The 25,776-nt window shown below is 38.2% G+C and carries 30 protein-coding genes; 6 read left to right on the plus strand and 24 right to left on the minus strand.

Features of this window, described 5'->3' with window-relative positions; translation table 11 throughout:
- Positions 1 to 40: 40 nt before the first annotated feature.
- Positions 41 to 793, minus strand: a complete 753-nt coding sequence (locus N178_RS18515) for an alpha/beta fold hydrolase (RefSeq protein WP_045293966.1) — start codon at positions 791 to 793, stop codon at positions 41 to 43.
- Between the two features lie 218 nt (positions 794 to 1,011).
- Positions 1,012 to 1,902 carry a YitT family protein gene (locus N178_RS18520; RefSeq protein ID WP_193377163.1) on the minus strand — a complete coding sequence of 297 codons (891 nt, stop codon included), beginning with the start codon at positions 1,900 to 1,902 and terminating at the stop codon, positions 1,012 to 1,014.
- A 259-nt stretch (positions 1,903 to 2,161) separates the two neighbouring features.
- Here N178_RS18520 and N178_RS18525 point away from each other — a divergent pair, with 259 nt between their 5' ends.
- The 3 genes from N178_RS18525 to N178_RS18535 all read left to right on the plus strand — a co-directional run bounded on the left by N178_RS18525 (position 2,162) and on the right by N178_RS18535 (position 4,538).
- On the plus strand, positions 2,162 to 2,971 hold the full coding sequence (locus N178_RS18525; protein WP_045293967.1) for a DUF4397 domain-containing protein: 810 nt from the start codon (positions 2,162 to 2,164) through the stop codon (positions 2,969 to 2,971).
- A complete protein-coding gene (locus N178_RS18530) occupies positions 2,968 to 3,591 on the plus strand; it encodes a class F sortase (protein WP_045293968.1) in 624 nt (207 codons plus the stop codon). The genes N178_RS18525 and N178_RS18530 overlap by 4 nt, the downstream gene beginning before the upstream one ends.
- Positions 3,592 to 3,719: 128 nt before the next feature.
- Complete coding sequence (locus N178_RS18535) at positions 3,720 to 4,538, plus strand: glycerophosphodiester phosphodiesterase family protein (protein WP_045293969.1); 819 nt, start codon at positions 3,720 to 3,722, stop codon at positions 4,536 to 4,538.
- A 27-nt stretch (positions 4,539 to 4,565) separates the two neighbouring features.
- Here the strand turns inward: N178_RS18535 and N178_RS18540 are convergent, their stop codons facing one another.
- The 13 genes from N178_RS18540 to N178_RS18595 form a co-directional block, all read right to left on the minus strand.
- The gene (locus N178_RS18540) at positions 4,566 to 5,252 is read right to left on the minus strand and encodes a hypothetical protein (RefSeq protein WP_045293970.1); all 687 of its coding nucleotides are present in this window, start codon (positions 5,250 to 5,252) and stop codon (positions 4,566 to 4,568) included.
- 1 nt (position 5,253) lies between these two features.
- The gene (locus tag N178_RS18545) at positions 5,254 to 6,096 is read right to left on the minus strand and encodes an ATP-binding cassette domain-containing protein (protein ID WP_045293971.1); all 843 of its coding nucleotides are present in this window, start codon (positions 6,094 to 6,096) and stop codon (positions 5,254 to 5,256) included.
- A gap of 119 nt (positions 6,097 to 6,215) precedes the next feature.
- Positions 6,216 to 6,725 (minus strand): GNAT family N-acetyltransferase, encoded by a 510-nt coding sequence (locus N178_RS18550; RefSeq protein ID WP_045293972.1) that lies wholly within the window; start codon positions 6,723 to 6,725, stop codon positions 6,216 to 6,218.
- 35 nt (positions 6,726 to 6,760) lie between these two features.
- Complete coding sequence (locus tag N178_RS18555) at positions 6,761 to 7,966, minus strand: TolB family protein (RefSeq protein WP_045293973.1); 1,206 nt, start codon at positions 7,964 to 7,966, stop codon at positions 6,761 to 6,763.
- A gap of 95 nt (positions 7,967 to 8,061) precedes the next feature.
- On the minus strand, positions 8,062 to 8,241 hold the full coding sequence (locus tag N178_RS26125) for a hypothetical protein (RefSeq protein ID WP_080890216.1): 180 nt from the start codon (positions 8,239 to 8,241) through the stop codon (positions 8,062 to 8,064).
- Positions 8,242 to 8,408: 167 nt separating this feature from the next.
- Positions 8,409 to 9,227 carry a membrane protein insertase YidC gene (gene yidC / locus N178_RS18560; protein ID WP_014458568.1) on the minus strand — a complete coding sequence of 273 codons (819 nt, stop codon included), beginning with the start codon at positions 9,225 to 9,227 and terminating at the stop codon, positions 8,409 to 8,411.
- Between the two features lie 505 nt (positions 9,228 to 9,732).
- Positions 9,733 to 11,112 (minus strand): sucrose-specific PTS transporter subunit IIBC, encoded by a 1,380-nt coding sequence (locus N178_RS18570; RefSeq protein ID WP_045293974.1) that lies wholly within the window; start codon positions 11,110 to 11,112, stop codon positions 9,733 to 9,735.
- A gap of 177 nt (positions 11,113 to 11,289) precedes the next feature.
- Complete coding sequence (locus N178_RS18575; protein WP_028410911.1) at positions 11,290 to 12,117, minus strand: PRD domain-containing protein; 828 nt, start codon at positions 12,115 to 12,117, stop codon at positions 11,290 to 11,292.
- A 37-nt stretch (positions 12,118 to 12,154) separates the two neighbouring features.
- On the minus strand, positions 12,155 to 12,652 hold the full coding sequence (locus N178_RS18580) for a PTS sugar transporter subunit IIA (protein WP_028415105.1): 498 nt from the start codon (positions 12,650 to 12,652) through the stop codon (positions 12,155 to 12,157).
- A 222-nt stretch (positions 12,653 to 12,874) separates the two neighbouring features.
- Complete coding sequence (locus tag N178_RS26130) at positions 12,875 to 13,087, minus strand: hypothetical protein (RefSeq protein WP_080890217.1); 213 nt, start codon at positions 13,085 to 13,087, stop codon at positions 12,875 to 12,877.
- Positions 13,088 to 13,217: 130 nt separating this feature from the next.
- Positions 13,218 to 13,844 (minus strand): FMN-dependent NADH-azoreductase, encoded by a 627-nt coding sequence (locus N178_RS18585; protein WP_045293975.1) that lies wholly within the window; start codon positions 13,842 to 13,844, stop codon positions 13,218 to 13,220.
- Positions 13,845 to 13,984: 140 nt separating this feature from the next.
- Positions 13,985 to 14,440, minus strand: coding sequence for a hypothetical protein (locus tag N178_RS18590; protein ID WP_045293977.1), 456 nt, complete (start codon positions 14,438 to 14,440; stop codon positions 13,985 to 13,987).
- A 162-nt stretch (positions 14,441 to 14,602) separates the two neighbouring features.
- Positions 14,603 to 15,148, minus strand: coding sequence for a hypothetical protein (locus tag N178_RS18595; RefSeq protein WP_045293979.1), 546 nt, complete (start codon positions 15,146 to 15,148; stop codon positions 14,603 to 14,605).
- A gap of 669 nt (positions 15,149 to 15,817) precedes the next feature.
- On the opposite strand from N178_RS18595, the gene N178_RS18600 reads away from it, so the two are divergent.
- Positions 15,818 to 16,984, plus strand: a complete 1,167-nt coding sequence (locus N178_RS18600) for an FtsW/RodA/SpoVE family cell cycle protein (protein WP_013084672.1) — start codon at positions 15,818 to 15,820, stop codon at positions 16,982 to 16,984.
- Between the two features lie 244 nt (positions 16,985 to 17,228).
- Here N178_RS18600 and N178_RS18605 read toward each other — a convergent pair whose 3' ends face one another.
- Together N178_RS18605 and deoD are read right to left on the minus strand one after the other, a co-directional pair.
- Positions 17,229 to 18,677 (minus strand): SulP family inorganic anion transporter, encoded by a 1,449-nt coding sequence (locus N178_RS18605; protein WP_045293981.1) that lies wholly within the window; start codon positions 18,675 to 18,677, stop codon positions 17,229 to 17,231.
- A gap of 219 nt (positions 18,678 to 18,896) precedes the next feature.
- A complete protein-coding gene (gene deoD / locus N178_RS18610; protein WP_013058711.1) occupies positions 18,897 to 19,601 on the minus strand; it encodes a purine-nucleoside phosphorylase in 705 nt (234 codons plus the stop codon).
- Positions 19,602 to 19,795: 194 nt separating this feature from the next.
- On the opposite strand from deoD, the gene N178_RS27200 reads away from it, so the two are divergent.
- On the plus strand, positions 19,796 to 19,948 hold the full coding sequence (locus tag N178_RS27200) for a hypothetical protein (RefSeq protein ID WP_013058712.1): 153 nt from the start codon (positions 19,796 to 19,798) through the stop codon (positions 19,946 to 19,948).
- Positions 19,949 to 19,999: 51 nt separating this feature from the next.
- Here the strand turns inward: N178_RS27200 and N178_RS18615 are convergent, their stop codons facing one another.
- The 5 genes from N178_RS18615 to N178_RS18635 form a co-directional block, all read right to left on the minus strand.
- The gene (locus N178_RS18615; protein WP_013058713.1) at positions 20,000 to 20,323 is read right to left on the minus strand and encodes a hypothetical protein; all 324 of its coding nucleotides are present in this window, start codon (positions 20,321 to 20,323) and stop codon (positions 20,000 to 20,002) included.
- Between the two features lie 246 nt (positions 20,324 to 20,569).
- Positions 20,570 to 21,196, minus strand: a complete 627-nt coding sequence (locus N178_RS18620) for a phosphatase PAP2 family protein (RefSeq protein ID WP_045293983.1) — start codon at positions 21,194 to 21,196, stop codon at positions 20,570 to 20,572.
- A 235-nt stretch (positions 21,197 to 21,431) separates the two neighbouring features.
- Positions 21,432 to 22,202 carry a sporulation protein gene (locus N178_RS18625; RefSeq protein WP_045293985.1) on the minus strand — a complete coding sequence of 257 codons (771 nt, stop codon included), beginning with the start codon at positions 22,200 to 22,202 and terminating at the stop codon, positions 21,432 to 21,434.
- Positions 22,189 to 23,022 carry a serine/threonine protein kinase gene (locus tag N178_RS18630; protein WP_045293987.1) on the minus strand — a complete coding sequence of 278 codons (834 nt, stop codon included), beginning with the start codon at positions 23,020 to 23,022 and terminating at the stop codon, positions 22,189 to 22,191. The genes N178_RS18625 and N178_RS18630 overlap by 14 nt, the downstream gene beginning before the upstream one ends.
- Positions 23,023 to 23,028: 6 nt before the next feature.
- Positions 23,029 to 23,283 (minus strand): hypothetical protein, encoded by a 255-nt coding sequence (locus tag N178_RS18635; protein WP_114324454.1) that lies wholly within the window; start codon positions 23,281 to 23,283, stop codon positions 23,029 to 23,031.
- Positions 23,284 to 23,400: 117 nt separating this feature from the next.
- On the opposite strand from N178_RS18635, the gene N178_RS18640 reads away from it, so the two are divergent.
- Positions 23,401 to 24,462 carry a DUF2515 family protein gene (locus tag N178_RS18640; RefSeq protein ID WP_045293991.1) on the plus strand — a complete coding sequence of 354 codons (1,062 nt, stop codon included), beginning with the start codon at positions 23,401 to 23,403 and terminating at the stop codon, positions 24,460 to 24,462.
- Positions 24,463 to 24,520: 58 nt separating this feature from the next.
- On the opposite strand, the gene N178_RS26135 is transcribed toward N178_RS18640, so the two are convergent.
- Entirely contained in the window at positions 24,521 to 24,691 is a 171-nt protein-coding gene (locus tag N178_RS26135) for a YozD family protein (protein WP_013058720.1), read from the minus strand.
- A gap of 265 nt (positions 24,692 to 24,956) precedes the next feature.
- A complete protein-coding gene (locus N178_RS18645) occupies positions 24,957 to 25,643 on the minus strand; it encodes a hypothetical protein (RefSeq protein WP_013058721.1) in 687 nt (228 codons plus the stop codon).
- Between the last annotated feature and the right edge of the window lie 133 nt (positions 25,644 to 25,776).

Here is a 25,776-nt window from a genome sequence, read left to right on the forward strand (position 1 = left end):
AAGTGTTATTTCCAAAAAAAGAAAAAAAGTCCGTCAGTAACTAACTGACGGACTTTTTCATTTGACTGTTTAACCACTTGACCGTTCTTTTTACTAGCTCATCCTGCTGCTCTTTAGGAGAAATACTGGCTTTGTTGTCGCCTTTTTGTTTCCCGTACATTCCAAACTGTGCGTGATTAGCTCCTTTTACTTGGACCAGCTCCGTATTTTTTGAAAGTAAATGCTTGGTTTCTTTAATTTTTTCAGGCGTCGACAAACCATCTTTCTCACCGGTTAAAGACAAAATAGGATAAGTGGAGGTTGAAAAATCATTTTTATTCATCGGATACGATGCTAAAAGAACTAAGCCTTTTATTGAGTTTGGATGATCATACGCATAAGAGGCTGCACTCACTCCTCCAAGGGAATGCCCTCCGATAAACCATGCGGAAATCTGCGGGTAGCTCTTCACAATATCCGTCGCTTTGTTTTGACTAAAAAAACTCATATTAAACGGAGAATCTACAACAGCAACAAGATATCCTTCATTTGCAATTTGCTGAGCATAATAGCCATATGCTAACGGCTCTACTTTAGCACCTTGATAAATAATATAGCCAGCTTTTATCTCTTTGTTCGTTTGAGGCTTAAATACGTAATAATCGTCTTTTTTCACTACTTTTTTCTCATCTACCAGTGAGTGAAGCTGCTTTGAAGGTTCATAATCAAAACCTGACCATATAATAAAAAAAGCAGCGGTTACTGCAACAAGAACGGCAAGACCGACTCCTAATATTTTTAACGTTTTTTTCATGTCACTCCCTCTTTCTGTTTTTTTACTATGTACTCTTTTTACATCTTTTAGACATTTTACATGTTTGTTTCAAAGACATACAAGAAAAAAGAGGGGCTCAATATGCATGAAGCAGCAAAAGTGACGCAAACCATTACAAATAATCAAACAAGCAGAGAAGGCTAAAAATTCTGCTGTAAGCTATAATAAGGGGCAGTCTCATTAGCAGACAACCTTCATTAATGAATATCTCGTTTCTTAAACCTTCCTCCCCTGACTTCAGCAATAGCTGCTACAGCAAAAAAAGCAGATGGATCTATCTCATCGATAATCGCTTTTAACTTTGCTTCTTCAAGCCTGGTAATAACACAAAAAATTACTTTTTTATCATTTCCCGTATACGCCCCTTCCCCATTTAAATACGTGACGCCCCTCCCTAAACGAGCAAGGATTGCTTCACCAATTCGTTCATATTGTTCGCTGATAATCCAAGCTGACTTGGACTCATCTAAACCTTGAATCACAATATCAATCGTTTTAAAAGCAATGAAGTAAGCCATTAAAGAATACATAGCGCGGTCCCAGCCAAATACAAAACCGGCACTTCCCAAAATAAATAAATTAAAAAACATAATCGTCTCACCTACCGAGAAAGGCGTACGCTTGTTAAATAAAATAGCTAATATCTCGGTGCCGTCTAAAGAACCGCCGTATCGAATAACAATTCCTACTCCCACACCGAGAACAATTCCGCCAAACACAGTTGCTAAAAGAGGGTCGCCTGTTAAGACCGGCAAGTCGTGAAAAATAGAGGTAGCAATGGATAGAATGACAACACCTAAAAGCGTAGATAGCGCAAATGTTTTTCCAATTTGCTTATATCCAATAAAAAAGAATGGAAGATTTAATACGAAGATATAAAATCCGATTTGAACATCCGTTAAGTGGGATAAAATAATAGATATACCTACAATTCCACCGTCAATAACCTCATTAGGGACAAGAAAAAATTCTAGCCCGACGGCCATTAAAAGGGCTCCCACTAAAATAAACAGCATGCGCTTTATAATCATTTTAGCTGATAGCGAACGATGAACAACCTTTTTTATTTCATGATTCGTTTGCAGCACATAACTTCCCCTCCTTTTTGTGATCGAGACATCAATGACTAACTAAACGCTCTATTTTAATATTATCATAAAATTCAAACTATTTATCTTCTCTTTTACAAAAATTTCATCTAATGAAATAAATTGTGCATATATTGGATAAAATTGTAGATGATAACAAGTGAATAAATGCCCGAGTACGTTCAAAAGTGAATGCATCCCACCACTTTTCATACGGGATTAACAGGACAAACTTAGATTAAAAGGAGAGTAAAACGTTATGAACCGTGTAAAGATTATTGCTGCTTCTTTACTCGCAGTTTTATTGCTAGCTTTTTCAGATAATTTCACTTCTGCAGCTGTGCAGGAGGCAATGATACGAGTTGTGCATGCATCACCTGATGCACCTGAAGTAGATATATATGTGGACAATCAAAGCATCGTAGTCGGCGCATCGTTTAAAGATGTGACAGATTACCTTAAGGTACCTGCGGGGTCTCATAAAGTAGAGGTATATGCTATAGGTACAAAAGGAAAAGAAAAGCCTGTCATTTCCACTAATGTAACCGTCGAAGCAAACAAAGCCTATACCCTTGCTGCCATTAACCAAGTTGCACACTTAGAATTAAAAGTAGCTCAAGATGATATGAACGTGGCTAAAGGAAAGAGTAAAATCCGAATTGCTCACTTTTCTCCAGATACTCCCGCTGTTAATGTAGGTATTAATCACGGCCCTACTTTGTTTAAAGACACTGCTTTTAAACAAATGACAAATTATTCTGAAGTAGATGCCGGAACCTATGATTTAACCATCGCAACTAGTCAAGACAATAAAAAAGTACTGGAGATTCCAAATCTTAATTTAGAAGCCAACACGGTCTACACGGTGCTCGCTATTAACAAAGCCGACAGCCTTGAAACACTGTTATTAAAAGATAATACGGCTATGCCTTCCGAAATGCCAAAAACAGGTATGGGCGGTGCTTCAGAGGATAATTATAATTCAATTGTGCCGGTTCTTACTTTATTAGGAATTGGAGCGGTTGCTATATTTGTTGTTCGTCGTCACAGAGGATACGAAAGCGAATGAAATGGATAGGAGGGGTTTTCACCTTTTCTTTTATACTATTCATGAGCAGTTGGTTTGACCAATCAGCATTTGCAAACAGCTCGACGGATTTTGTTGTAAAGATGGCTGAAACAAAATCGGCTCAATCCTTGAAATCTTCAGGGACTGCTTCTACGCCTCTTCCATCTCAGCTTATTATTCCGAAGCTTCATATCAAGGCTTTTATAAAAGGAATGGGCCTTACTAATCAAGGTGAAATGAGCGTTCCTGATAATGGTCATGATGTAGCTTGGTTTAAGCTTGGAGCAAGACCCGGAGAGGAAGGAAATGCGGTCATTGCAGGACATGTTGATGACCAAAAAGGACCCGCTATCTTCTATCATCTCAACAAGCTCACAAAAGGAGATGAAATTTTTGTAACCGATCAGCAAGGTCAGCAGCTGGCCTTTGTTGTTACCAATAAAGCTTCTTATCCCCGAGATTCTGCTCCTATCAGAGAGATTTTCGGTCCAACTTTTCAACACCAGCTTAATTTAATCACCTGTACGGGAACATTTGATCATAAACAAAAAACTCATGAGCGCAGACTCGTTATTTATACAAGCCTGCGCCCGGAAAAAACAGCCGATGTTTCTCACTAAACATCGGCCTTTATTACTTTTAATTACACACTGGTTCGTTTTATTTAAATATTTACACAGCCTTAATATGAACACAACATCTCGCTAGTAAACTAATGCACGACCCCTCAATAAAAAGGAGTTTTGATATGAGACCAAAATGGTGGTTTGTAAGCTCACTCACTCTTTGTTTATGCGGTATTTTTATGTTTATACATACGCAGGCAGCTTCTACTCAAGCAGAAAAAGTAGCCATTATTGCTCATCGAGGCGCATCAGGATATGAGCCAGAGCATACGATGCAATCTTATCTCGCCGCCGTACAGCAAAAAGCAGATTATCTCGAACTTGATCTTCACATGTCTAAAGATCACCAGCTTGTAGCAATTCATGACTATAAAGTTGACCGCACGACAAATGGAACAGGATATGTAAAACAGTATACAGTGAAGCAGCTTCAGCGTTTGAACGCAGGAAAAGGTAATAAAAAAGCCGTCATTCCAACTTTAGAAGAAATATTCCGTACGTTTGGCAATCGAACAAACTATTATATTGAAACAAAATCTCCACATGAATATCCAGGTATGGAAAAAGAATTGTTAACGCTGATGGCTAAGTACAACATTCATACTGATCATGTTATTGTGCAATCATTTAGTCCTGAAAGCTTAAAAACCGTCCATCGATACCGACCTACTATGAAACTAATTCAACTGATTCGTACAAAGCAAACCAATATGTTAACAGATCAGCAGTTCAAACAAATTAAAACGTACGCGAACGGCATCGGTCCTAACGCAAACACGCTGACAAAACGATATGTACAAAAAGCTCGCTCGTATGATTTAGACGTCCATCCGTATACAGTAAATGATGAAAAACAAATGAGAACACTTATCGAGTGGGGCGTAACCGGCATGTTTACTAATTACCCGGATCGTCTTTATAACGTGCTGCATAAAGAATAAACACTTGCCGCGGCAAGTGTTTATTCTTTATACATCTCTTCTATTCGCTCGCCACAAGTACAGGCTAATTAGTGCTATAGCATAAAGCAAAGCCCAGCCAAACACCAAAAATTTGTTTAATCCTTCGTTAACAAATTGAATGATTGCAGATACGGGTGGCAGTACATACAGCAGCAGTCCGCCTCCTTGATACGGAAAGGAAACGCCTGCCGCTGCAAGCGTAATGATTAAAATAAATAGAGGTCCAAACCACGATAAGCTGCCTTCTCTTACAACATCTCTTGTAAAAACAAGACCTATGCTCATACCAAGCAAACTAAACGTCCAGTGAATAATAAACCCAAACACCATTTGCTTAGTGGATATATCCATTTCAAACATATCAAGCAGCACGGGATAAGCAATTGAAACCGCCGATAAAAATGTAAACAGCAGAACACAGCTAATAAGTTTGCTCGTAAAGTACTTATTCTTTTTCCCTACGTGAAGTTTTGTAATAACTTCTTGACTGGAATCTTCTGCGTGAAACAGCGACATTGTAAACCAAGTAGTTAGAAAAAAGAGAAAAAGTGCAGTATTAAAAAAGCTATCAAGTACCGGGTTCGGTCTATATGTATAGTTCATACATAGCGAAATAATATAAAGTGCAAGCGGCGGAATATATCGATACGATTTAATATATGTAATAAAATGATAGCGAATCAATGCGCCCATCTTAAATTTCTTCCCTTTCCATATGATATAGCTTTACAACTTCAGCTTGAACAGCAAGTAATTCTGCAAGAAACTCATTTACATATTTTTTATCTATGTAAAAAATCCAGTAGTTTCCGTGCTGTTCAATTTTCATGCACTTTTCTTTTAATAAACGAAGCGGCTTATTGAGAATGACATTTGCCTCAATAACCGTTAAATGCTCAATGAGTTGAACGCGCTCATTTTTTAAAATGCGCTGCGAGCCAATAGTGATAACACGATCCGCTACAGCATGAATGAGCCTTTCTTCATGACACGTAAATACAATGGTCATCCCTCGTTCTTTGAGCTTTGTAAAAATCCGTTCTACTTCTAGCTGAGCACGAGCATCTAATCCTGATAGAGGTTCATCAAGCAATAGCAGCTTAGAAGAACTCAGCAGTGCTTGCATCATGTTGACTTTTTGCTTCATTCCTTTTGAAAAAGAAATAATTTCTTCATGTCTAAACTCTACCATTTCGAAAGTTTCGAGCAACTCTTCAATTCTAGAGCTGCGCTTTTTCTTAGACAACCCTTGAATTCGCCCCATATGCTGCAAATATCCTGCTAGTGTAAAACGCAGCTCCTGAGGAAACTGTTCTACCACAAATCCAGGCGTACCGGTTTCTTTATGAAGGTGAACCGTCCCTTTAGTCGGTTTAGATAATCCCCCAATTAGCTTTAAAAACGTACTTTTTCCCGCACCGTTTTTTCCAACAATCGCGACAGTCTCTCCTTTATAAAGCGTCGTATGAACGTTTTCTAACACGGTATGTTTTTTGTATACTTTTGCAACATTTTTTAATTCAATCAGTTTTTCCATCTGCTGCCTCGCCTTTCCATAATCCTATATGTTAAATCATAGCATATTTAGGGGGAATGTGCTTCCATCTCTATACGTTTCAGCTAAATTTTTCCCGTACAAAAAAGCCTTTGATATGATCAAAGGCTTTTCATAGACAATACCATATGCTCTTCATCAATAAATTCACCATCTACTTGAAGAGCTCTTTTTTCATACGCATAAGAAGTAAAACCGAGGCTTTTGTATAGGGCTTTTGCCCCTTCATTTTCAGCAGCGACAGCTAGATAGATTTGCAAAACATTCGTTTTGGAAAAAGCTTGTTCAACAGCGGCTTTTAACAGCGTCTTCCCAAGACCTTTCCCCCTTGCTTCAGGGGCTACGTACATGCCCCAAATATCTCCTTTATGCTGAACTTTTAAAGGCTTTTGCTGCTGAAACCCTACAATCCCCACAAGCTGTTTTTCCATAAAAGCTCCTACTACAAATTCTGATTGGCTGCTTGGAAAATAATTTCGGATATCAGCAATTTCTTTTTCATATTCTTCTTCATAACTTAAAATAAAACTTTCGGGATGATCTTTTAAAGCACGAAGACGGAGTTCAAAGTACACGTCAGCGTCTTCTTTTGCCAACAATCGTATATTCATCTTTTCACCTTAGTTTCTTATGTTTTAATTAGCTATTAAGGACTGTACACGCTAAATACTTCATTCCACCGATACAGCTCATAATAATTTCCCGGCAGGTCTAAGTTTGAAATGAGTATCTTGTCATTTTTCGTATCTTTTACGCGTGTTAAAAGATTTGCTTGTTTTCGATTTGTGCGAATCCACATCGTTTGATTCGTTGCTTTATGATAAACAGGCGCGTAATCTCCTAAGCCTTTTTGCGGAAATGTGAACTGACTTTGCTTATTGTTCTTTACATTCATACTATACAAAAAGGGCAGCGGCCTCTTTTTTTCATCATTCGACCACCCTGCTTCGGGCACACGTGAAATGATGATGTTATCTTTTTCTGTCCAAGTGAAATCCCAATCTGCGAAGCCTTTTGGAGTATACACATGTTCTTTAAAAACCGGCATCTCTTTTAAAGTGAACTTTTTATTTTCGGTGGCAAACCTTCCTTCTCCATTAATAAATGCCAGTACTTGCTCTTCATTACTCCACTTAAACCAATTGGGTACATTAAGCATATCTCCCACTACTTGAAAAGCTTTTCCTTCTTTTGTAATAATGCACAGCTTATTTGCATCTGCAGACATCGAAGCCGTTGGAATAGCTATAAAACTAATCCATTGACCGTTAGGAGACCATTTAAAGCTGCTTGTTGTATACGCAAAAAATGAATCATTTTCTGCTGGCAGCGTCGTAAAAGCCTCCACTTTTTTTACGTCTAACCCTGCATATTTACTCACTGTATATAGCTTTACCGGTCCCCATCCCGTGGGCGCCAGCGCAGCAGCTGACGTAATTAAAAATCGATCTCCTTCCGGAAACCATGAAAATTGATCAACTCCTACGGCTACACGCTTCTTTTCATGCGTTTTAACGTTGTAATATACTAAGATTCCATTCGAAATATACGCAAGCTCCTCGGCAACCGGTGACCATTGATAATGAGTCACATCATGTTCAACAAGCAGCGGTTTTCCTTTTAACGGTGCAATCATTAAAGAATCATTTTCTGCATATGCAACCATACCTCCATGAGATGACCATTGAGGCATAGAGGCATGACGGCCATATGATAACTGCCTTTCGGTGCCGTTATCATATATCCATAGGTTTCCTTCCCGTATAAAACTGACTTTCACTGTATTGGCAGCATTTATTTGCATCGGGAACAATATAAGAAAAAGCAGACATAACGCTATTTTTTTCACCATGTTCACTCCTGTCTTTTTTTATAGCGTTACACAAATCTTCTCATCTCATCACATTTTTGAAAAAATAAAAGAGGTTGAGACATAAAGAAATGAATTTAATCGAAAGACCAACAAATGAGATACATGAGCTGAACCTCTTGTGACACCACAGTTGATTTCCGTGCAAAACTTCGCTTTCCGCGGGCGGCCGCTGAGCCTCCTCGTCGCTTGCGCTCCTGTGGGGTCTCACCTCTTCCGCTTTTCCCGCAGGAGTCTTCGTCTAGCCCTCCAATCAACTGCTAGAAGCAATGAAATAGATGAAATCTCCGTTCACCATAAAAAAACAAACCACTAATCAGATATTTTGATTAATGGTTCGTTTTTCACTTCGGCTAAACTACTTTTGTCCCAGCCTCTTTTTAAATAATAAAAAAGCGCAGCGAATAGCTGCGCTTTTTGTATATTATGATTTTGACTTAGATTTTGGTGATGGCTTTGTTTTAGCTTGTGCTGCATTATTAGCCGCATCTTTTTCTTTTAATAAACTCATACGTTTTTTCAAGTAGTAACCTTGTCCAATTCCGAATAAGTTACCAATTACCCAATACAATGCAAGAGCAGATGGAAGTGAAATTCCCGCTACTAAGATGAAGATTGGCATAATGTTCATCATCATTTTCATTGGAGGTTGAATTTCGTCCGTCATACTTACACGAATTTGTAAGAATGTCGTAATCGCTGCAACTACCGGTAAAATAAAGTAAGGATCTGGCTTTCCTAAACTTACCCATAAGAATGAATGCTGCGCAATTTCATGCGTTCGTGCAATGGCATTATAAAATGCGATAATAATAGGCATTTGAATAAAGATTGGCAAACATCCGCCAACCGGATTAATTTTGTGCGTTTGGTAAAGCTGCATCATTTCTTTTTGCTGCTTTTGCTGTGTTTCTGGATCTTTTTTACCAGCATATTTCTTTTGAATCTTTTCCATCTCTGGACGAAGTGCTTGCATAGCCATCGTGCTCTTTTGCTGTTTTAAAATAAGCGGCAATAGAACTAAACGAATGATAACCGTCGCAATAATAATAGACAGACCATAGCTTCCGCCTGCCCACTCAGCAATTTTCGTTAATGCCATAGATAAAGGGTAAACAAAATAATGATCCCAGAATCCGCCGCTTGTAGCCGTAACCGGTGTTTTTGTACTGCTACAGCCGGCTAGAGCTAAAAGAAGCGCTCCCATTAAACCAAGCAATAATAATTTTTTATTTCTTTTCATATTCTTTCCTCCTAATAATGACTAAATGTATGAAGTGTTTTTCAGAAGGAAAGGATCTTCTTCATCATTATTCTTCTCTTTAACTGGTGTTTTTCTATACACATGTATAAATACATTTCGTCTTTTCCATATCGTTAATACTGAAGGATCGATCCCTGCATTCACATGGTCGGTGACAGGTTCCGCATGAAAAGCCGTAAACCTAGCTTCACGAAGCATATAATAACAAAGGATGTATAAAACGAAAGCAGATAAATACGGCGCATATAGAAAAAGATCGTGATAAAATTCCATGTGCCAGCTCTCTTTCTGACTATAATAGTACAATCCAATATATGTAGTGTAGCATTTACGTTCCTGTTACACAACATCAACTTATCTCTTTGACTGTTCTACGTATTACTTTTTAAAAAGTTTCATATTTACGACACAAAATTTGCTCACCACAAGATATGATGAGCAAATCTAATACCATTCTCTATTGTTGTATGCTTAACGCTGGTTTTCAGTCTTCTTTTAGTTTCATGAACCACGTAACGCCGAATGCTACACTCACAGAGATAATCATACCGATGATATAGTGAATTAAATTGCTCATACCAAGCGGTGCGGCGATTGCCATCATTGGAATACCTGTGAGTCCGTATGCATTGGCTACCACGTGCATAAGTACAACGTAGCCTCCCCCGGCTGCTCCACCTATAGCCGCAGCAATAAATGGCTTGCGAAGGCGTAAGTTGACGCCAAAAATAATCGGTTCTGTAATTCCTAAGAAGGAAGATATGGCCGCCGGAATCGCAATTTTTTTCGTTTTGGCATTTTTCGTCTTAAAGTAAACAGCCAGCCCTGCTCCTCCTTGCGCCACATTGGCGCAGGCCCAAATAGGAAGTAAGAAGTTAACGCCAATCTTCGGATTAGCAAGCAGTCCTGCTTCAATAGCATGAAAACTATGCTGCAAGCCTGTTAATACAATGGTTGAATATAAGCCACCAAACAAAATCCCCGCAAACACTCCGGCTACATCGTATAGAGACTGAAGGCTGATCGAAATTAAATCTCCAATATAGCGGCCGAAAGGACCAATAAACACAAGTGACACAAAGCCCGTGATAATAACAGTTAAAAAAGGCGTAACAAGTAAATCAACCGAATTCGGCACAATTTTCCGGAGTCCCTTTTCAATTTTACTCATGACGTAGATAGCTAATAAAATTGGAACGACCGTACCTTGATAGCCAATCAGCGGGATACTTAACCCAAACAAATCCATATATTCTGGTTTAGCATCTGCTAATGTCCATGGATTTAATAACATCGGATGTGTCAAAATCCCTCCGATAACCGCTCCAAGATAAGGGTTTGAACCAAATTCTTTTGCAGCTGAAAATCCAATTAAAATCGGTAAAATGATAAATGCTGCGCCTGAGAACATATCCAATAAGACAAATAACGCACTATCTTCTGAGACCCAGTGGAACGCTTTCATCATTCCAAGCAGCCCCATTAGTAAACCACTGGCTACAATGGCTGGAATAATGGGAACAAAAATATTGGAAAGCATGCGGGCAAAACGGGCAAATGGGTTCATTTTCTTTTTCATTTCTTCTTGGTGATCCGCTGGGGCAGCAGCTTCTTCAGCACCTAGTTCTTTCATAAAAGCAGCATAGATTTTATTAACGAGACCGGTTCCAAAAATGATTTGAAACTGTCCTGAATTTGAAAAAGCCCCTTTTACATCTTCTATTTCATCTAAACCTTTTTGATCGATTTTGCTTTCATCTCGAATAACGAGGCGCAAACGCGTAGCACAGTGCTGGGCACTAGTAATATTTTCTTTTCCTCCTAAAAGCGGAACAAGCTTTTTAGCAATTTCTTTTACGTCCATCTTACTTCCTCCTTGTTGTATGTCATAAAAAAGCAAGACCTAAAATACGCTTACAAAAGACATACTTGTCCTTTATGCGCATTCTAGGTCTTGCCTGCTTTACCAGTCACAATCCCGATTATTCAATTAATACGCTTTCATTGTACTCAAAGCAACAATATTCGTCAATGTTTTTTTCTATATTCTTTGCTCTATTCGGCAAATGTGAAGCGTGATGTAGCCTAACTCCGCTTCTGGAAAATTAATTTCGTACTCATCTTTGACAAATTGCTTTATCGTTTCAGCGCACTGATACGATTTTTTATATTTGACTTTTAATACGTCGAGCATCTCTTCATCCATCTCATGAAAAGGTTCATTTTGCGCTAAACGATTTAACGCAAAGCGCAAGTGAGTCAGCAGACGCTGATAGGACATGCTGTTTTCATCAATCTCCATATTCAGCTCTTTTTTTATAATCGTAACCATTTCATTAATAATCGTTGTATTCATCATTAGCTGCTGCATTCCCGGTGAATTCAGTTTCGCCGTATGAATATGAAGCGCAATATATCCCGCTTCGTCAATCGGCATCGTGATATCTAGCCTCTTTTTGATATGCTGAAGAGCCCACACTCCTATTGCATACTCAGGCTGATAGAGAGATTTAATTTCATTAAGCAATTTATTTTGTATGGAAATTCCGCGGGCTATCCTTTCGACAGCAAAGGATAAATGATCGCTCAAAGCAATATGCACATGATGACTTAGCGTAGCAGAAAGCTGCTGCTCAGCATAAGAAATGATTTCTTCCGCCACTTGAATATGTTCTTCAGGAAGGTTTTTTAATAGTTCTTGAAACTTTTCCTGTTCTTCTTTCATGACAAAGACTTTCTCCACTTTCGCAGCATTAATAAGATCATTTTTACCTTTTTGAAAAGCGATACCGGGACCCATCGCAATCTTTTCAACTCCGCCTTCCTTAAAGACAACGGCATTGTTATTTAACACTTTTAAAATCTTCAAATGCGCTCTCCTTTCTTAAAGGAAAAGGCCTTGCTTATTACTTCATCGTTACTTTTGCACAAGCCGTTTCGCCTTTTTGAACCGTCCCTTGAGCCAAAATTTCGAAACTTTCACTTGCATCACTATTTGTAATAACAATTGGTGTGATAATGCTTTTCGCTTTTTCTTGAATAAGCGCTAAATCAAACGTAATAAGAGGTGTTCCTACACTTACTTTGTCACCTTGTGTTACGTGAGCTTCGAATCCTTCGCCTTCCATTGCCACTGTTTCAAGGCCGATATGTATTAATACTTCTGTACCGGCTTCTGTTTTTAAGCCTACCGCATGTTTTGTATGAAAAAGCTGAACTACTTCCCCAGCAACGGGTGAAACAACTTGTCCTTCTGAAGGTTCGATTGCAAAACCGTCTCCCATCATCTTCTGTGCGAACACTGGATCTGGCACTTCGCTGATTGGCAGGATATTACCTGAAAGCGGAGCTAGAACGGTTGTTTCTTTTGATTTTGTCTTATTACCAAATAATTTTTTAAACATCTCAATCACCCTTTTTTAGATTGTACTTGTAGCATACCCCAATGATTCTGCAGAAAAACTTCCCCTATCCCGGTATTACGTTAACATGGTCATTATTTAACCATGCTTTTTTTGTCTTGTAAATAAAAATGTATAAGCGCTTTTATAAGAAGCACGTTCTCTATGCTGCACTTCATGTAACCCTTTATACATCTTCTTAAGGATGGATATTGAATTTTAAACCTAAAAAAGAGGTTGAGACATAAAAAAATGAATCCAATCTAAAGACGAACAACTTGTATACATGAGCCGAACCGCTTTTGACACCGCCGTTGATTTCCGTGCAAGACTTCGCTTTCCGCGGGCGGTCGCTGAGCCTCCTCGTCGCATAAGCTCCTGTGGGGTCTCACCTATTCCACTTTTCCCGCAGGAGTCTTCGGCTTGCCCTCCAATCAACTGCTAGAAAGACTTACGAACATGAAACCTACGTTTACCGTAACAAAAAAAACGAACCACTAATCAAACATCTTGATCAGTGGTTCGTTTTTCACTTCGTCTAAAATCCTTTTGTCCCAGCCTCTTGAGATTAGAACGTTGACGCAACTTCTTTTGCTTTTTCAGATGCTTTTGCTAAAATATTGTCTGCTTCTGCTGGTGTGTAAGCCATGCCTTCTGCAACAACCAGTTGGAAATCTTGAACACCAATGAAGCTCATCACTGTACGCAAATAGCTTTGAGTAAATTCTAGCTCTGCCGCAGGGCCTTCTGAATACACGCCTCCACGAGCTTCTAGTAATACTACTTTTTTATCTGAAGCTAATCCTACTGGACCATTTTCAGTATATTTAAACGTTTTTCCTGCAATTAAAATGTTATCAATATATGCTTTCATTAGTGGAGGAAAGCTTAAGTTCCACATTGGAGCTGAGAAAATCACTTTGTCAGCTTGTAAAAACTGCTCTACTAATTCACCCATGCGCGTTACTTTTTCTAATTCAACAGCTGATAATTCTTCACCAGCTCCAGCTTTTCCCCATGCTGCTAAAACATCTCCATCAATGAATGGAACTGTTTCTTTATACAGATCAAGCGTTGTCACTGTATCAGTCGGGTTTGCTGTTTTATACTCATCTAAGAAAACCTGTGCTAAACGAGTTGAAAATGATGCTTCATCAACCTGCGGATTTACTTTTACATATAATACATTTGCCATAAATGTCATCTCCTAAAAAGTGTCTATTATTATTAATTCGAGATATTACTAAACAAATTATCTTTAATTCGAGATTTATTATATAACGTCATTTTTTATGCGTCAACCTTTTCGCACAAAAAAACTCCGCAAGCGGAGTTTTATACACATTGAAATTCTCGAATTTGATTTACATCTACCCCAGCATACACCCAGAAAGATCCTGTCCAGCGATATCCTGCAACTGAGCGTCTGCCTACAAAGGTTGGGTAAAACCAGTAAGGTCGACCATTTCTCGGCCATATATAGGTGTATCGGTATAAGCATCCTGAAATAGCGCCTGGATCAACAGCATAAAGTGATGGGCCTCCTGAACCTAGCTTTGGTGCAGGTGTAAAAGCTGGCGGCGGACTTGAAGGCGGCTGCGCTCCTCCCTGCGGCGGAAACCCTTGACCTCCTCCAGGTGGAAACGATGGAAATCCTTGACCTCCTCCTCCAGGTGGAAACGATGGAAACCCTTGGCCTCCTCCTCCAGGTGGAAACGATGGAAACCCTTGGCCTCCTCCTCCAGGTGGAAACAAATTTTGAAAACGTGGATCGTATTGATATGGATACATACACACTCCCCCTTTATAATGCTTGCTACGTTACAATATGCATCATAATGAAGATAGGTGAATGTCTACTTTTACCTTCTATAGACTAATCGAACGATGTCAAACTTGGTGAGCTTAAAAGGGGGAGCCTTATCGGAAGAAGTAATAAATCCAACACGGAAACTACTTGCGTGTTGGATCTGCTTGTGGAAAATATTTTTCAATAAAATTATACAGCCAAAATACGGTAATCAAAATAGGAGCTATCAAAAAAGGGTGTTGAACCCACATTTTCACCAGTACCTTTTCAAATGACGGAATCGATTTTAACACTTGAAATAACAAGCTTCCGCTAAAAATAACGCTCGTTCCTATCAATAAAAAAGATAGCCAGTTAAATTGATCCATCCACATGCTCATAGAGATATAAAAACTAACACCCGTTCCTATCCCCCCCATTATTCCGCTTAAAATACTTTTTACCGAAAAAGGAATCCCTACAAACCATCCGGCTCCTAGGCCTGCACACCCTGCTAAAATGCTAGAAAAAAGCAGCGGCTGCTCAAGCCAGAGACATGCATTCACCCCAACCACTAAGGTGACGTGTATGCCTACGTGAAGGGAAATTCTTTTGCCAACAGGCTCTGAAACATAATGATAGTAGCGCCCGCTATAAAAAATTGTCCACCATAATAATAAAAATGCTGTCACACTTGCCCCTATGATCATAAACACACCTCTCTACGTTATGATTCTATTAATCTCTATCTATTATTTTCCTAATATCCTGTGTCTTTTATTCGGTAATCTACCCCTATGCCTTCCATACGTTCATCAGTAAGAAAGTAGAATATGACTGTTTACTTGTGGGGGGTGCTAAGAAGTTGAATGTCTGCATGTAGAAAAAGATAGTGTAGAACACTTTCTCTTACCTTTACTATTATTCATATGTATAGCTTGCTAGATTTAGTCCTCGCAGTTTAGAATTTTTCAGTCGTTCATATGAAACTATTTGCCCCTTTCTTTCGTTATATATGCACACGTTTCTTTATCTTTTCACGTGCAAAAAAAGATAAATTCCTATAATATGTTTTCATATTAACCTTTAAGGAGATAAAGAAGATGAATTGAATAAATCCCTGCAAATAGAGTTTTTAGAAAAAAGAAATTGTTATCATTTCTCCTATTTATGTTATAGAATAATTCATGTATAATAAAAGGCTGTATGGTAACGCAGCTTGCGATATATCTTTTCTTACTTTTAGCAAGTCTATATTCAAAGCAAAAACTGCAAAGTGGGGTTAGTGCGACTCTTCATTAATCGACTTTGCATTAAAAACCAGCATTTTTCTTTTATCATAAAGAAAGAATGAGATTTAATAGTGACAGGTGAATAATATGGGTGAAAATCAAAGAAATGTTAGTAGATTTGACTGGAACTTGGCTTTCCTAATCTTCCTATTGTTTTGCGTAAGCGTTGTGGCAATCCATAGTGCTGAAAAAATTGGGCAGTATGATAAGAACTTCGTAGCGCAACAAGTTGTTTTTTATATTATTGGAATGGTGATTATAGGATTTGTCATGCGTTTTGACTCCGATCAGCTTCAAAAGCTAACGTGGGTTTTTTATGGATTTGGGAACTTTTTATTGCTTCTTTTACTAGTGGCTCCTTCAAGTATTGCCAGAGAAATTAACGGGGCAAAAAGTTGGTTCACACTTCCCGGCTTCTCGTTGCAGCCATCAGAGTTTATGAAAGTGTTTTTGATTATCACGCTGAGTACGGTCATTGTTAAACACAATGAAAAATATCGTATCCGAACAGTAAGAGAAGACTTTTTACTGCTTGGTAAACTAGGCGCTGTACTTGCTTTACCTTTATTGTTAATCATGCAGCAGCCTGACTTAGGTACCGCTCTTGTGTTCTTAGCAATCACAGTTGGACTTGTATTTGTTTCAGGCGTAAGCTGGAAAATCATCGCGCCTGCATTTTTAGGTATTACAGCGGTTGGTTCTGTCATTTTGGGACTTGTTGTTTATGCACCTAGCCTATTAGAAAAGTATCTAGGGGTTAAGCAATACCAATTTGGACGTATTTATTCTTGGCTTGATCCTGAGTCGTATAGTTCGGGAGAGGGCTATCATTTAAAGAAATCGTTAGATGCGATTGGGTCAGGAATGGTAAACGGTAAAGGGATCGGAAATGGAGTGGTCTATTTGCCAGAGGGACAGACCGACTTTATTTTTGCGGTTATTGGAGAAGAGTTTGGCTTTATAGGCGCCAGCATTGTTATTAGTCTTTTCTTCGTACTCGTTTATTACTTGATCAAGCTAGGCCTTGAAACAAAAAATGAATTCAATTCTTACTTATGTGTAGGCGTTATTTCAATGCTTACGTTCCACGTATTTCAAAATATCGGTATGACCATTCAAGTCTTGCCTATTACCGGAATTCCACTTCCTTTTATTTCATATGGAGGTAGTTCACTGATGGGGAACATGTTTGCAATGGGTCTGATGTTTGGAATCTCATGGCATCACAAACGCTATATGTTTGGAAATGATTAAAGAGAGACGATGGTCTCTCTTTTTTCTTTTATCTCCCTATTAAGCATGCTACAATAAAGAAAACGCTTTCAAAACCTGTTTTAAAAGGAGTAGATATGCATGCTTGATTACCAATATCGGCGCAAAGCCTATGCTATTTTGTTAAAGCAGACATCCGTACCTTCATCTACAACTTCTTTTTTCACCTGGCTCATACAGCTACTAAAACGAAACACATAGAAAAAGGTGTGCAATTGCACACCTTTTATTTATGCGTCAGCGACGTTAAGCCAATTTGCCTTACGATTTTTTTACTCTCTTCATTTAGTCCTTTTACAATAACCTTTTTATTCAATCGCTCGTACTTATCGATAATTTTCGAGATGCCAATCACGGCCGATTGATCCCATATATGAGAAGAACTAAAATCAATAATAATCGTATCTGGGTCTGTTTCATACTGAAATTCATCCATAAAGAAACTGATGGTGGCAAAAAATAATTGCCCTGAAACCCTGTATTGTTTCATATTGCCTTCTGTTTGTGAAGTTGTTTTGATTTTAGCCATCTTCCAGCCAAATACAATGGTACTTAACACAATACCTACCATTACTCCTAGTGCTAAGTTATGTGTAAATAATACGATAACCACCGTAACAACCATTACAATGGCATCTGATAGCGGATATTTCGTTAAGTCTTTAAGGGACTGCCAATCAAATGTACCGGCAGCTACCATAAACATAACGCCTACAAGAGCAGCCATTGGAATTTGTTTAACAACATCGCCAAGCACCATAATTAAGAACAATAAAAAGACTCCCGCGACTAAGGTAGATAATCTTCCTCGTCCCCCTGATTTTACATTAATCATAGATTGTCCGATCATGGCACAGCCAGCCATTCCTCCAAAGAAGCCTGTTACAATATTAGCAATGCCTTGACCGCGCGCTTCTTTATTTTTATTCGAAGGCGTATCTGTAATTTCGTCCAGTACCGTTGCCGTTAGCATAGACTCAAGCAGACCTACAATCGCCAAAGGAAGTGAATAAGGTAAAATGATGAGCAGTGTATCCACTGATAAATCAACCTTTGGAAAGTGAAGAACCGGCAGTGAACGCGTAATATTCCCCATATCTCCTACCGTTTTTAAATCTAAATGAAAGACAATCGCTACAATCGTCATCAAGACAATCGCTATAAGCGGCGATGGTATTACCTTGGTCATGAGCGGAAATAAATAGACGATGAGCAGCGTTCCGGCTACCATTGCGTACATCATCCAATTTGCTCCTTCAAAATGCGGAAGCTGTGCGGTAAAAATTAAAATACCGAGCGCATTTACAAATCCAATCATCACTGTTTGAGGAAGAAACGATAAAAACCTTCCTACTTTCAAAACACCAAGTAAAATTTGAATGATTCCGGTTAAAACAGTAGCTGCAAATAAATACTCAATGCCGTGATCTTTGACTAAGTTAATCATCAATAAAGACATCGCTCCTGTTGCAGCTGAAATCATAGCTGGTCTTCCGCCTGTAAAAGCAATCACAATTGCCATACAAAAAGATGCATACAGGCCAACCATGGGATCGACACCGGCGATAATGGAAAAAGCAAGGGCTTCTGGAATAAGCGCAAGAGCAACTGTCATCCCAGACAAAATATCTGCTCGAACGTTTGAAAACCACTGCTGTTTAATACTTGCCATCATGATGGTTTATCACCTCTTATAAATTTTTTATACGATTTTCGACTTTCACGAAAATCAAAGCCGTTTTTAACGTATCAAATCGTACCATACAATTTCCTATTTGGAAACAATTAATTTTCACAAATAAAAAGACGAGAAGCTTGATTGCTTCTCGTCTTTTTATTTGTTACGCGATGGCATTTCACTGCCATTCAGCAAATAAACGAACTGAAATTATGTTCATTCATTAATTGCTGCTTCAAGCGCAACAACAATCATATCGTTAAACGTCGTTTGACGTTCTTCTGACGTTGTTTCTTCACCAGTGAAGATGTGATCACTTACTGTTAAAACCGATAAAGCATTACGGCCGTATTTAGCGGCTAGCGTATACAGAGCCGTCGTTTCCATTTCAACTGCCAATACGCCGTGAGCTGCTAATTTTTCTAGCTGGCCGTCTTCATTGTAAAATTGATCAGATGTAAATACACTTCCTACTTTTAACTGAAGGCCTTTTTCAACACCTGCATCGTAAGCGCGCTTTAATAAATCAAAGTTAGCTGTTGGTGCATAGTCAATAGGACCAAATTTAACACGGTTCATTTGTGAATCACTTGACGAAGACATGGCTAAAATAACGTCACGTACTTTTACATCTTTTTGAATTGCTCCGCATGTACCAACGCGAATTAGGTTTTGAACACCATATTCATTCATTAGTTCATTTACATAAATAGCAATTGATGGTACACCCATTCCTGTTCCTTGAACAGAAACGCGCTTTCCTTTATATGTTCCTGTGAATCCAAGCATACCGCGCACTTCGTTATAGCAAGTTACATCTTCTAAAAATGTTTCTGCAATGTATTTTGCACGAAGTGGATCACCTGGAAGTAAAATCGTTTCTGCAATATCACCTTGTTTTGCCCCAATATGTACGCTCATTTCGTACCTCCTATATGTAAAAAATCTTACGCTTTCACTATACCATATTGTATCCCTTGCTTGTCTATTTACTTCTAACATTATGCGTCAAAAATAAAAAGACATACCGCCCAAAAAATGGCGTAGTATGTCTTTTTATATAAGGATACACTAATAGCGCAAGGGATTTACTAACTTTAGCTGAGGTGATATGTATGGGGAAAAAACATCGCAACCGAATTAATTCGCCTAAAAAGAATAATCATATTCCAAAGGAAGCAATTATAGCAGAACATGAAGCCCATGGAGATGAATATTCAGCAACAAATCGAAAAAATGGCCCTGGTCATCATACTCGTGATTACTAAGAGTCAACATATAAATAAAAAGCGGCCAGATAGGTCGCTTTTACCTTATGTTTAACGTACGTGCAGACGATTTACTTTTTGCCAGCCGTCTGTCCATAGCTTGTAGTAATACTTCCCCCGAGTACCTTCATCAATTAACAAAATATCGCCTGTGCTAATAAACCTTGCATCACAATCTTTTGGCAAATTATCAGCAATATTAAACATTTGAAATACTTGTGTTGCTGCGTCTTGATGATCGAATGCTGTAATCGTTAGACGATGGACAGGCTTATATCCGCGCTTTTCGCCTTTTTCTTCTGTTTGCATAATGGTTACATCATATTCTGTGCTAATATTAAATTGTTTTTTTATTGTGGTCCACACACTCAACATTCTTCCCTCCACCCAAAAGCAAGTATTTACTCTTTTACGTCATGTATTCTTATATAATTAGTGATAAAATCCGAAAACCCTTTATCGAATCAAAACGTTTTTTGTCGAAATTACTAGTTTTTTCTTATTAAACATGTACATAAAATATTTGTTTCCCATTTTATCATTAGTTGTTTTTGAATGGATGAATCAATAGGCCCACTTAAACAAAATGAAATATTAACGAAAAAAATGTAACCATTGCTCCTATTTTTGGTTATATAGGCGCTTAGAAAGTAGGTAGACCCCTAAGGACCAAGCAAGTCCTAAACAATATCCTGCTAGTATATCCGTTAAAAAGTGTACGCCTAAATACAAACGGCTAAATCCAATTAATAAAATAATAATAGCAATTACGCATACAGCTACCGTTTTAATAGCCCTGCTTCTTGTATACATCCATATCAACAAAAGTACTCCGCTGTAAAACGCCATTGAGTTCATGGCATGTCCGCTCGGAAAACTATAGTGAGAGGCAGGAACGACTTGACTCCAATCAGGTCTTGGCCTTGCGAAAATTTCCTTTAATCCCCAATTCAAAGCGCGAACTCCCCAAAAAACGAGCGTGATATATAAAGCGAGCAATCCTTTTCGTTTATAAAGAAGAAATACTATAATCGCAAACCATATTGGTGCAGTGACATACCAAGATCCTACGGTTGTTATAAATATGATGATGGGTGTTAACGTGTCCGTCCTCCATCCTTCAATGGTATGAAGTACATTAAAATCAAGCTGTTTCACCCAAGGTGTATTAAACGTAAATAAAATGAGTAAAAAGAAAGCTAAAAGCGATACAATAAATAGAGAATATTTTGTAGTGCGATTTACCATTTTTTATTTCCTCCAACCTATTAAAAGAAAAAGCATGTAGCGTTCTACATGCTTTACTTATTCACACGTTTTGGCTGAATATAGTCTTCTGGCTTAGGAGCTTGATGAACGACAAATTCAGCCGAAAATTCCTCTTTTGCATTTATTTTTTTCGTTTGCTTTGATTGCGGCATATACTTCTCTCCTTTCTTTTTACTGTCTTTAATATACGAAAAAAAAAGGAGAGCTATGCACGTTAGCTATAGCGTGAAATAATATTGGTTAATCTATTTTTCAACTGAGGAATTTCTCTTTCAGAAACTTGAATACGAACGAGCGCCTCATCTGCATCTAACATTTCAGATAAAAACCCGCCAAATCCTCTGGCTCGTCGATCCACTTCTATAAATAAATCGTAGTCATGCAAGCCGCTTGGCTGCACGATGATTTCAATTTCATCTACTTTCCCAGCGTACACTCCCCCGCTTGGAACAAATTCAAATTCTTGAACAAAAGGAAGTCTTTTTCTCATCCTGCGAGGAGCTTCTTCGCACTCGACTTGGCGCAAGCGAAAGCCAAGCTGTTCCATGGCTTCAATTGTGCTTGTTACCATCTGATTAGGAAGCACTTTTACATGATCAATATCCGACGGATCAACCGCATCTTTAATGTCGAGGCTCGTCGCCACCCACACGCGGGTTCTCCCTAAGGTAACAGGCGTATCATCAGGCAGCTGAAAGGTAAAAGGAATAGACTTGGTTTCAGATGGTTGGATCGTGAACGGGTCGTTAATCTTAAACGTATTAAGTTCAATGTCCTGCTTGTATTTTTTATCGTCTCTTTCTTTTACATAGGTTGTGAATAGACGCAGATAGATGCTGTCAATTTTCTGTTCAACATTGCCTCCATACACTTCAACAATCCCTTCAATCGTTTCACCAGCACGAAATTCATCATTGACAAGCTTAGCATCTACACGCGCTGCACCAATTCCAATGCGGGCTAACGCTTTATTAAATAGCGCCATGCTTTTCCCTCCCCGAGTTCTTACTATTTATATAGTCATAAATGTCTTTTTGTAAACTTTTAATACTTTCATACGGTTCATCTGCTCTCAGCATTTTTTGAATGATGGTTTTAATGGGCGCCGACAAGCTTAGTTCTTGTTCCCAGCTTTTTTCTTGTTTCTCCGTCGGCTCATAACCAGAGTATAATAAAAATAAAAGAAAATGACCAAGCGCATAGATATCGCTTGCAACAGATGTTTGTCTCATAAACTGCTGTTCTTCTATAAGGCTGCTTGTTTCTTCATGATCTCCCAAAAATCTAGCAAGACCAAAGTCAATAACATAAATGGTCCCTTTAACATCAATAATGTTTGGAATACGAAGATCACGGTGAACGATTCCTTGCTCATGAATAGCGGAAACTACTTCTAGAATATCAAGTAAAATGTCAAGCGCTTTTTCTTCCGTATATACGCACTTCTCTTCAAAAATTAAATCTTCAAATGTTTTTCCTTGGATCAACTCCATCACTAGAAAACACCCTTCATCTATTTCAACAGCTTCATACAGCGAAGGGATTTGAGGATGATCTAGCTGAGACAGCAGTTTTGCTTCATAATGAAAAGACTTCAGCCCCTGAGGAGTGCGCTGCTTCGTTTTGCGGAGCTGCTTTATTACTACCTCTTTTTGTTGCACAATGTCACTAGCAACATATGTTATACCATAGCTCCCCATTCCCAGTATATTTATGATTTCATAGCGCTCACAAATGACTGTTCCTTTTTTAAAAGGACGGTCAACTAGCCAGCGATGAAAGTGTTTGAACATTTGATTTTTCATTCCAAATCAACTTGAGAAAAAGCTTGAGAAGAAGCTTCCGCTTTTACGTTTGCGCTTGTAATGGTGATGGCCATATTTTGAATGACTGTGGCTGTCATAATATTTGCTTCGTTTATAATCGCTACTGCTGCTATGGTGACGTGGACGTCTGTAATGATGGTCACTGCTGCTGTAGTGGCGCGGACGTCGGTAGTGTCGATCACTGCTGCTGTAGCGGCGATGTTTAGATCCAGTTAATGATTCAAATATTTTTCTGAACATAAAGAAAACCTCTTTTCTTAACATTTGTTACCCTTTATACGTACGAAATGTTATAAAGGTTTCAAAAAGTCCCTTACCCTTTTTTTAAATAGTTAAACGTTTCAAAGGAGGCCTAACATGACTTCTACTGACACCAATTCTCTCATTAAATTGGAGGATGTTCTTCGTCTGCAGCAAACAATGCAGCACAAACCTCCTGCTATTCTCCCGCTCTCTTTTATCGGAGAAGATGTAAAATGGATTAAAGAAATTCGAAGAAAAGTAAAAAAAGCTAATCAAAACAATATTACACGTACACAAGCTTATTTGGAGTATTATCAAAAACACCCTGAAATTCACTGGGCTCTTTTAGCACACTTAGTTTCACGAAACGGCGGCTATTATATGACAGATCTCTCCACTACCTTAATAAAATCCCTGCTTTCATCAGAAAAACAGCACGCGTACTTCTTGTTTTTAGAACATTCCAACTCGGCCATTTTTCATGATGCTTACGCTCAGCTGTTGCTCTATGAAAAAAGCAAAGAGCAAAACAGCAATCTGTTTCATTTACTCCCCGCTTTTCACATATCTTCTTTTATGATAGCTGTTTGGAATGACTTTTGGCAGCATAGAAACAAAACGCTCTTATCAATAGCCATGATTGTGAACGAACAGTATCATATCGAAAAAAATGTTCTCTTTAAAAAAGAGTTTCAGCGTGATGTTCTTCACTCTTGGCAGTTTCACACTCAAAACTTTCTCGGTATGACTCAAATCGTCTTTCCCTATTATTCAGGTAATAAGATGGAGTTAAGTGGAACGAAAGTGTATCATTTTGAGTCTGTCTTAAGACGGATTGAAGTGGGAAAAACTTTATATGTTCTTCTTTTTTATTCAAACTTGTATGATGCTATTTATGCTTTTAGCCTTAAACACGCCCACACAGGGTCTCGAAGCGATTATAATTCGGATATATTTACAAAGAATCGAACTCATTCTAAAAAGCTGTATAGCCCGACTTTAAATATGAGCTGGGGAGACCGCGTACACCTTTTTTTAAGAAAAGATGAGTGGTTTGAAGACGAAAGCATATTTTCTCTCCTTGAGTCTATTCCCGCTTCATCAGTTAAAAAAATTCCCCTTCAGCATCATATAAAAGTGCAATCCGCTATTAAAGCTGCTAATCCTTTTTCATAATCGCTGTCTCATAAACAAAACGACGAGTTTCCCCGTCGTTACAGATGTATCCATCTTTTTATTCTTCATCTTGCTCATCAATAATACATTTATCAATGAGATAATCAAAAGTTATATCCGCTAATTCGCCTAGCTCTTCTTCAGCGGGAACATAGCCTCGCTTGACTAGTTCATTGTAAAAGAACTCCGCAATTTCTTCCGTATCAATGACCACTTCGATTTCTTTCACAATATCACTCCTTATCCCGTTTGAACGGATTAGCGTACCTTATTTTTCTTAAAAATAGGTTCACTCCATCTTCTGCTTGAAGTTTTACCTTATACACATTTATGAACAATTCGGCAATAGTATGTCTAAAATTTCAGCAGTTTAAATAGAAAGGTAATTATACCCATCCTTTTTTCATTACCATCGCCGCATACACAATAAAAGATAGCTAAGAGAGATGTAATGATCTATCTTGGCTATCTTTTATTTATTAGGCATCTACCTGCTATTTTCCTTGTTCGGATTTTGCTATCTTTTTTAAATGTTTCAGCACTAAGTTCATGACTTCAGCATATTCTTCATCTTCAAAAAGCTCATACAAAAATTTATAATCATTGTACACATCTAAAAGACCGTTTATAATCTCATGCTTTTCTTTAGTTAACCTCACTTCTTCTTTTTCAGAACCGTTTTGTTTTTTCATCTTTGGTAGCAACTCCGTCTTTTTAATTTCTTTACCTAAATACAACATATCAACACTTTGAGCGTAATTTTCTGTTTCCTCATGAGGAGTTACGAGAATGAGTTCTTCTTCACTAGCCTCAAGCCATTCTCCATCTGTTACACGTGACAATTCATAGACAATATCTTCCCATGAATCCTCTTTATAACGCCATATTTCTGTTCGAATACCAATGATTTTAAATAACTCTTTTCCATAATTAAAAACCTGGACGATATCGCCGAAGAAAAATTTATATTCAAGCTCTACTCTTTCCTGTACTAATATTTGACCTTCATATTCTTCTAGAAGTTCAATTGTATCTTCTAAAAAAAGACCTTCACTATGGTTGATTTCGTATACAAAAATCCCATCCATCACTTTTATATCGGTAATAGTGCCAACGGTCCCGTATATTGTTACAACGACTGTTTCACCAATTCCGTATTTAGGTTTTTTCTTCCCTGCCATCGTCGCACCTCCTTAGTAAACATACACCTACTGAAAAGTTACAATATTATATGCAGTAACTAAAAAAGGGGAAGTGTAACATCTTTAGAACCAAGCCTTTATTATCTATTGTCCTCTATCATTTTTCCTCCTG

Source organism: Priestia aryabhattai B8W22 (genome assembly GCF_000956595.1).
Classification (GTDB): domain Bacteria; phylum Bacillota; class Bacilli; order Bacillales; family Bacillaceae_H; genus Priestia; species Priestia aryabhattai.

Coding starts and splice junctions, on each gene's coding strand:
- N178_RS18590 (WP_045293977.1), bottom strand. CDS start 14,440: ATGTATCCATATCAATACGATCCACGTTTTCAAAATTTGTTTCCACCT.
- deoD (WP_013058711.1), bottom strand. CDS start 19,601: ATGAGCGTACATATTGGGGCAAAACAAGGTGATATTGCAGAAACGATT.
- N178_RS18535 (WP_045293969.1), top strand. CDS start 3,720: ATGAGACCAAAATGGTGGTTTGTAAGCTCACTCACTCTTTGTTTATGC.
- N178_RS18585 (WP_045293975.1), bottom strand. CDS start 13,844: ATGGCAAATGTATTATATGTAAAAGTAAATCCGCAGGTTGATGAAGCA.
- N178_RS18630 (WP_045293987.1), bottom strand. CDS start 23,022: ATGAAAAATCAAATGTTCAAACACTTTCATCGCTGGCTAGTTGACCGT.
- N178_RS18620 (WP_045293983.1), bottom strand. CDS start 21,196: ATGGTAAATCGCACTACAAAATATTCTCTATTTATTGTATCGCTTTTA.
- N178_RS18635 (WP_114324454.1), bottom strand. CDS start 23,283: ATGTTCAGAAAAATATTTGAATCATTAACTGGATCTAAACATCGCCGC.
- N178_RS18530 (WP_045293968.1), top strand. CDS start 2,968: ATGAAATGGATAGGAGGGGTTTTCACCTTTTCTTTTATACTATTCATG.
- N178_RS18515 (WP_045293966.1), bottom strand. CDS start 793: ATGAAAAAAACGTTAAAAATATTAGGAGTCGGTCTTGCCGTTCTTGTT.
- N178_RS18525 (WP_045293967.1), top strand. CDS start 2,162: ATGAACCGTGTAAAGATTATTGCTGCTTCTTTACTCGCAGTTTTATTG.
- N178_RS18640 (WP_045293991.1), top strand. CDS start 23,401: ATGACTTCTACTGACACCAATTCTCTCATTAAATTGGAGGATGTTCTT.
- N178_RS18600 (WP_013084672.1), top strand. CDS start 15,818: ATGGGTGAAAATCAAAGAAATGTTAGTAGATTTGACTGGAACTTGGCT.
- N178_RS27200 (WP_013058712.1), top strand. CDS start 19,796: ATGGGGAAAAAACATCGCAACCGAATTAATTCGCCTAAAAAGAATAAT.
- N178_RS18605 (WP_045293981.1), bottom strand. CDS start 18,677: ATGATGGCAAGTATTAAACAGCAGTGGTTTTCAAACGTTCGAGCAGAT.
- N178_RS18595 (WP_045293979.1), bottom strand. CDS start 15,148: ATGATCATAGGGGCAAGTGTGACAGCATTTTTATTATTATGGTGGACA.
- N178_RS18550 (WP_045293972.1), bottom strand. CDS start 6,725: ATGAATATACGATTGTTGGCAAAAGAAGACGCTGACGTGTACTTTGAA.
- N178_RS18570 (WP_045293974.1), bottom strand. CDS start 11,112: ATGGACGTAAAAGAAATTGCTAAAAAGCTTGTTCCGCTTTTAGGAGGA.
- N178_RS18580 (WP_028415105.1), bottom strand. CDS start 12,652: ATGTTTAAAAAATTATTTGGTAATAAGACAAAATCAAAAGAAACAACC.
- N178_RS18540 (WP_045293970.1), bottom strand. CDS start 5,252: ATGGGCGCATTGATTCGCTATCATTTTATTACATATATTAAATCGTAT.
- N178_RS18625 (WP_045293985.1), bottom strand. CDS start 22,202: ATGGCGCTATTTAATAAAGCGTTAGCCCGCATTGGAATTGGTGCAGCG.
- N178_RS18645 (WP_013058721.1), bottom strand. CDS start 25,643: ATGGCAGGGAAGAAAAAACCTAAATACGGAATTGGTGAAACAGTCGTT.
- N178_RS18615 (WP_013058713.1), bottom strand. CDS start 20,323: ATGTTGAGTGTGTGGACCACAATAAAAAAACAATTTAATATTAGCACA.
- N178_RS18545 (WP_045293971.1), bottom strand. CDS start 6,096: ATGGAAAAACTGATTGAATTAAAAAATGTTGCAAAAGTATACAAAAAA.
- yidC (WP_014458568.1), bottom strand. CDS start 9,227: ATGAAAAGAAATAAAAAATTATTATTGCTTGGTTTAATGGGAGCGCTT.
- N178_RS18555 (WP_045293973.1), bottom strand. CDS start 7,966: ATGGTGAAAAAAATAGCGTTATGTCTGCTTTTTCTTATATTGTTCCCG.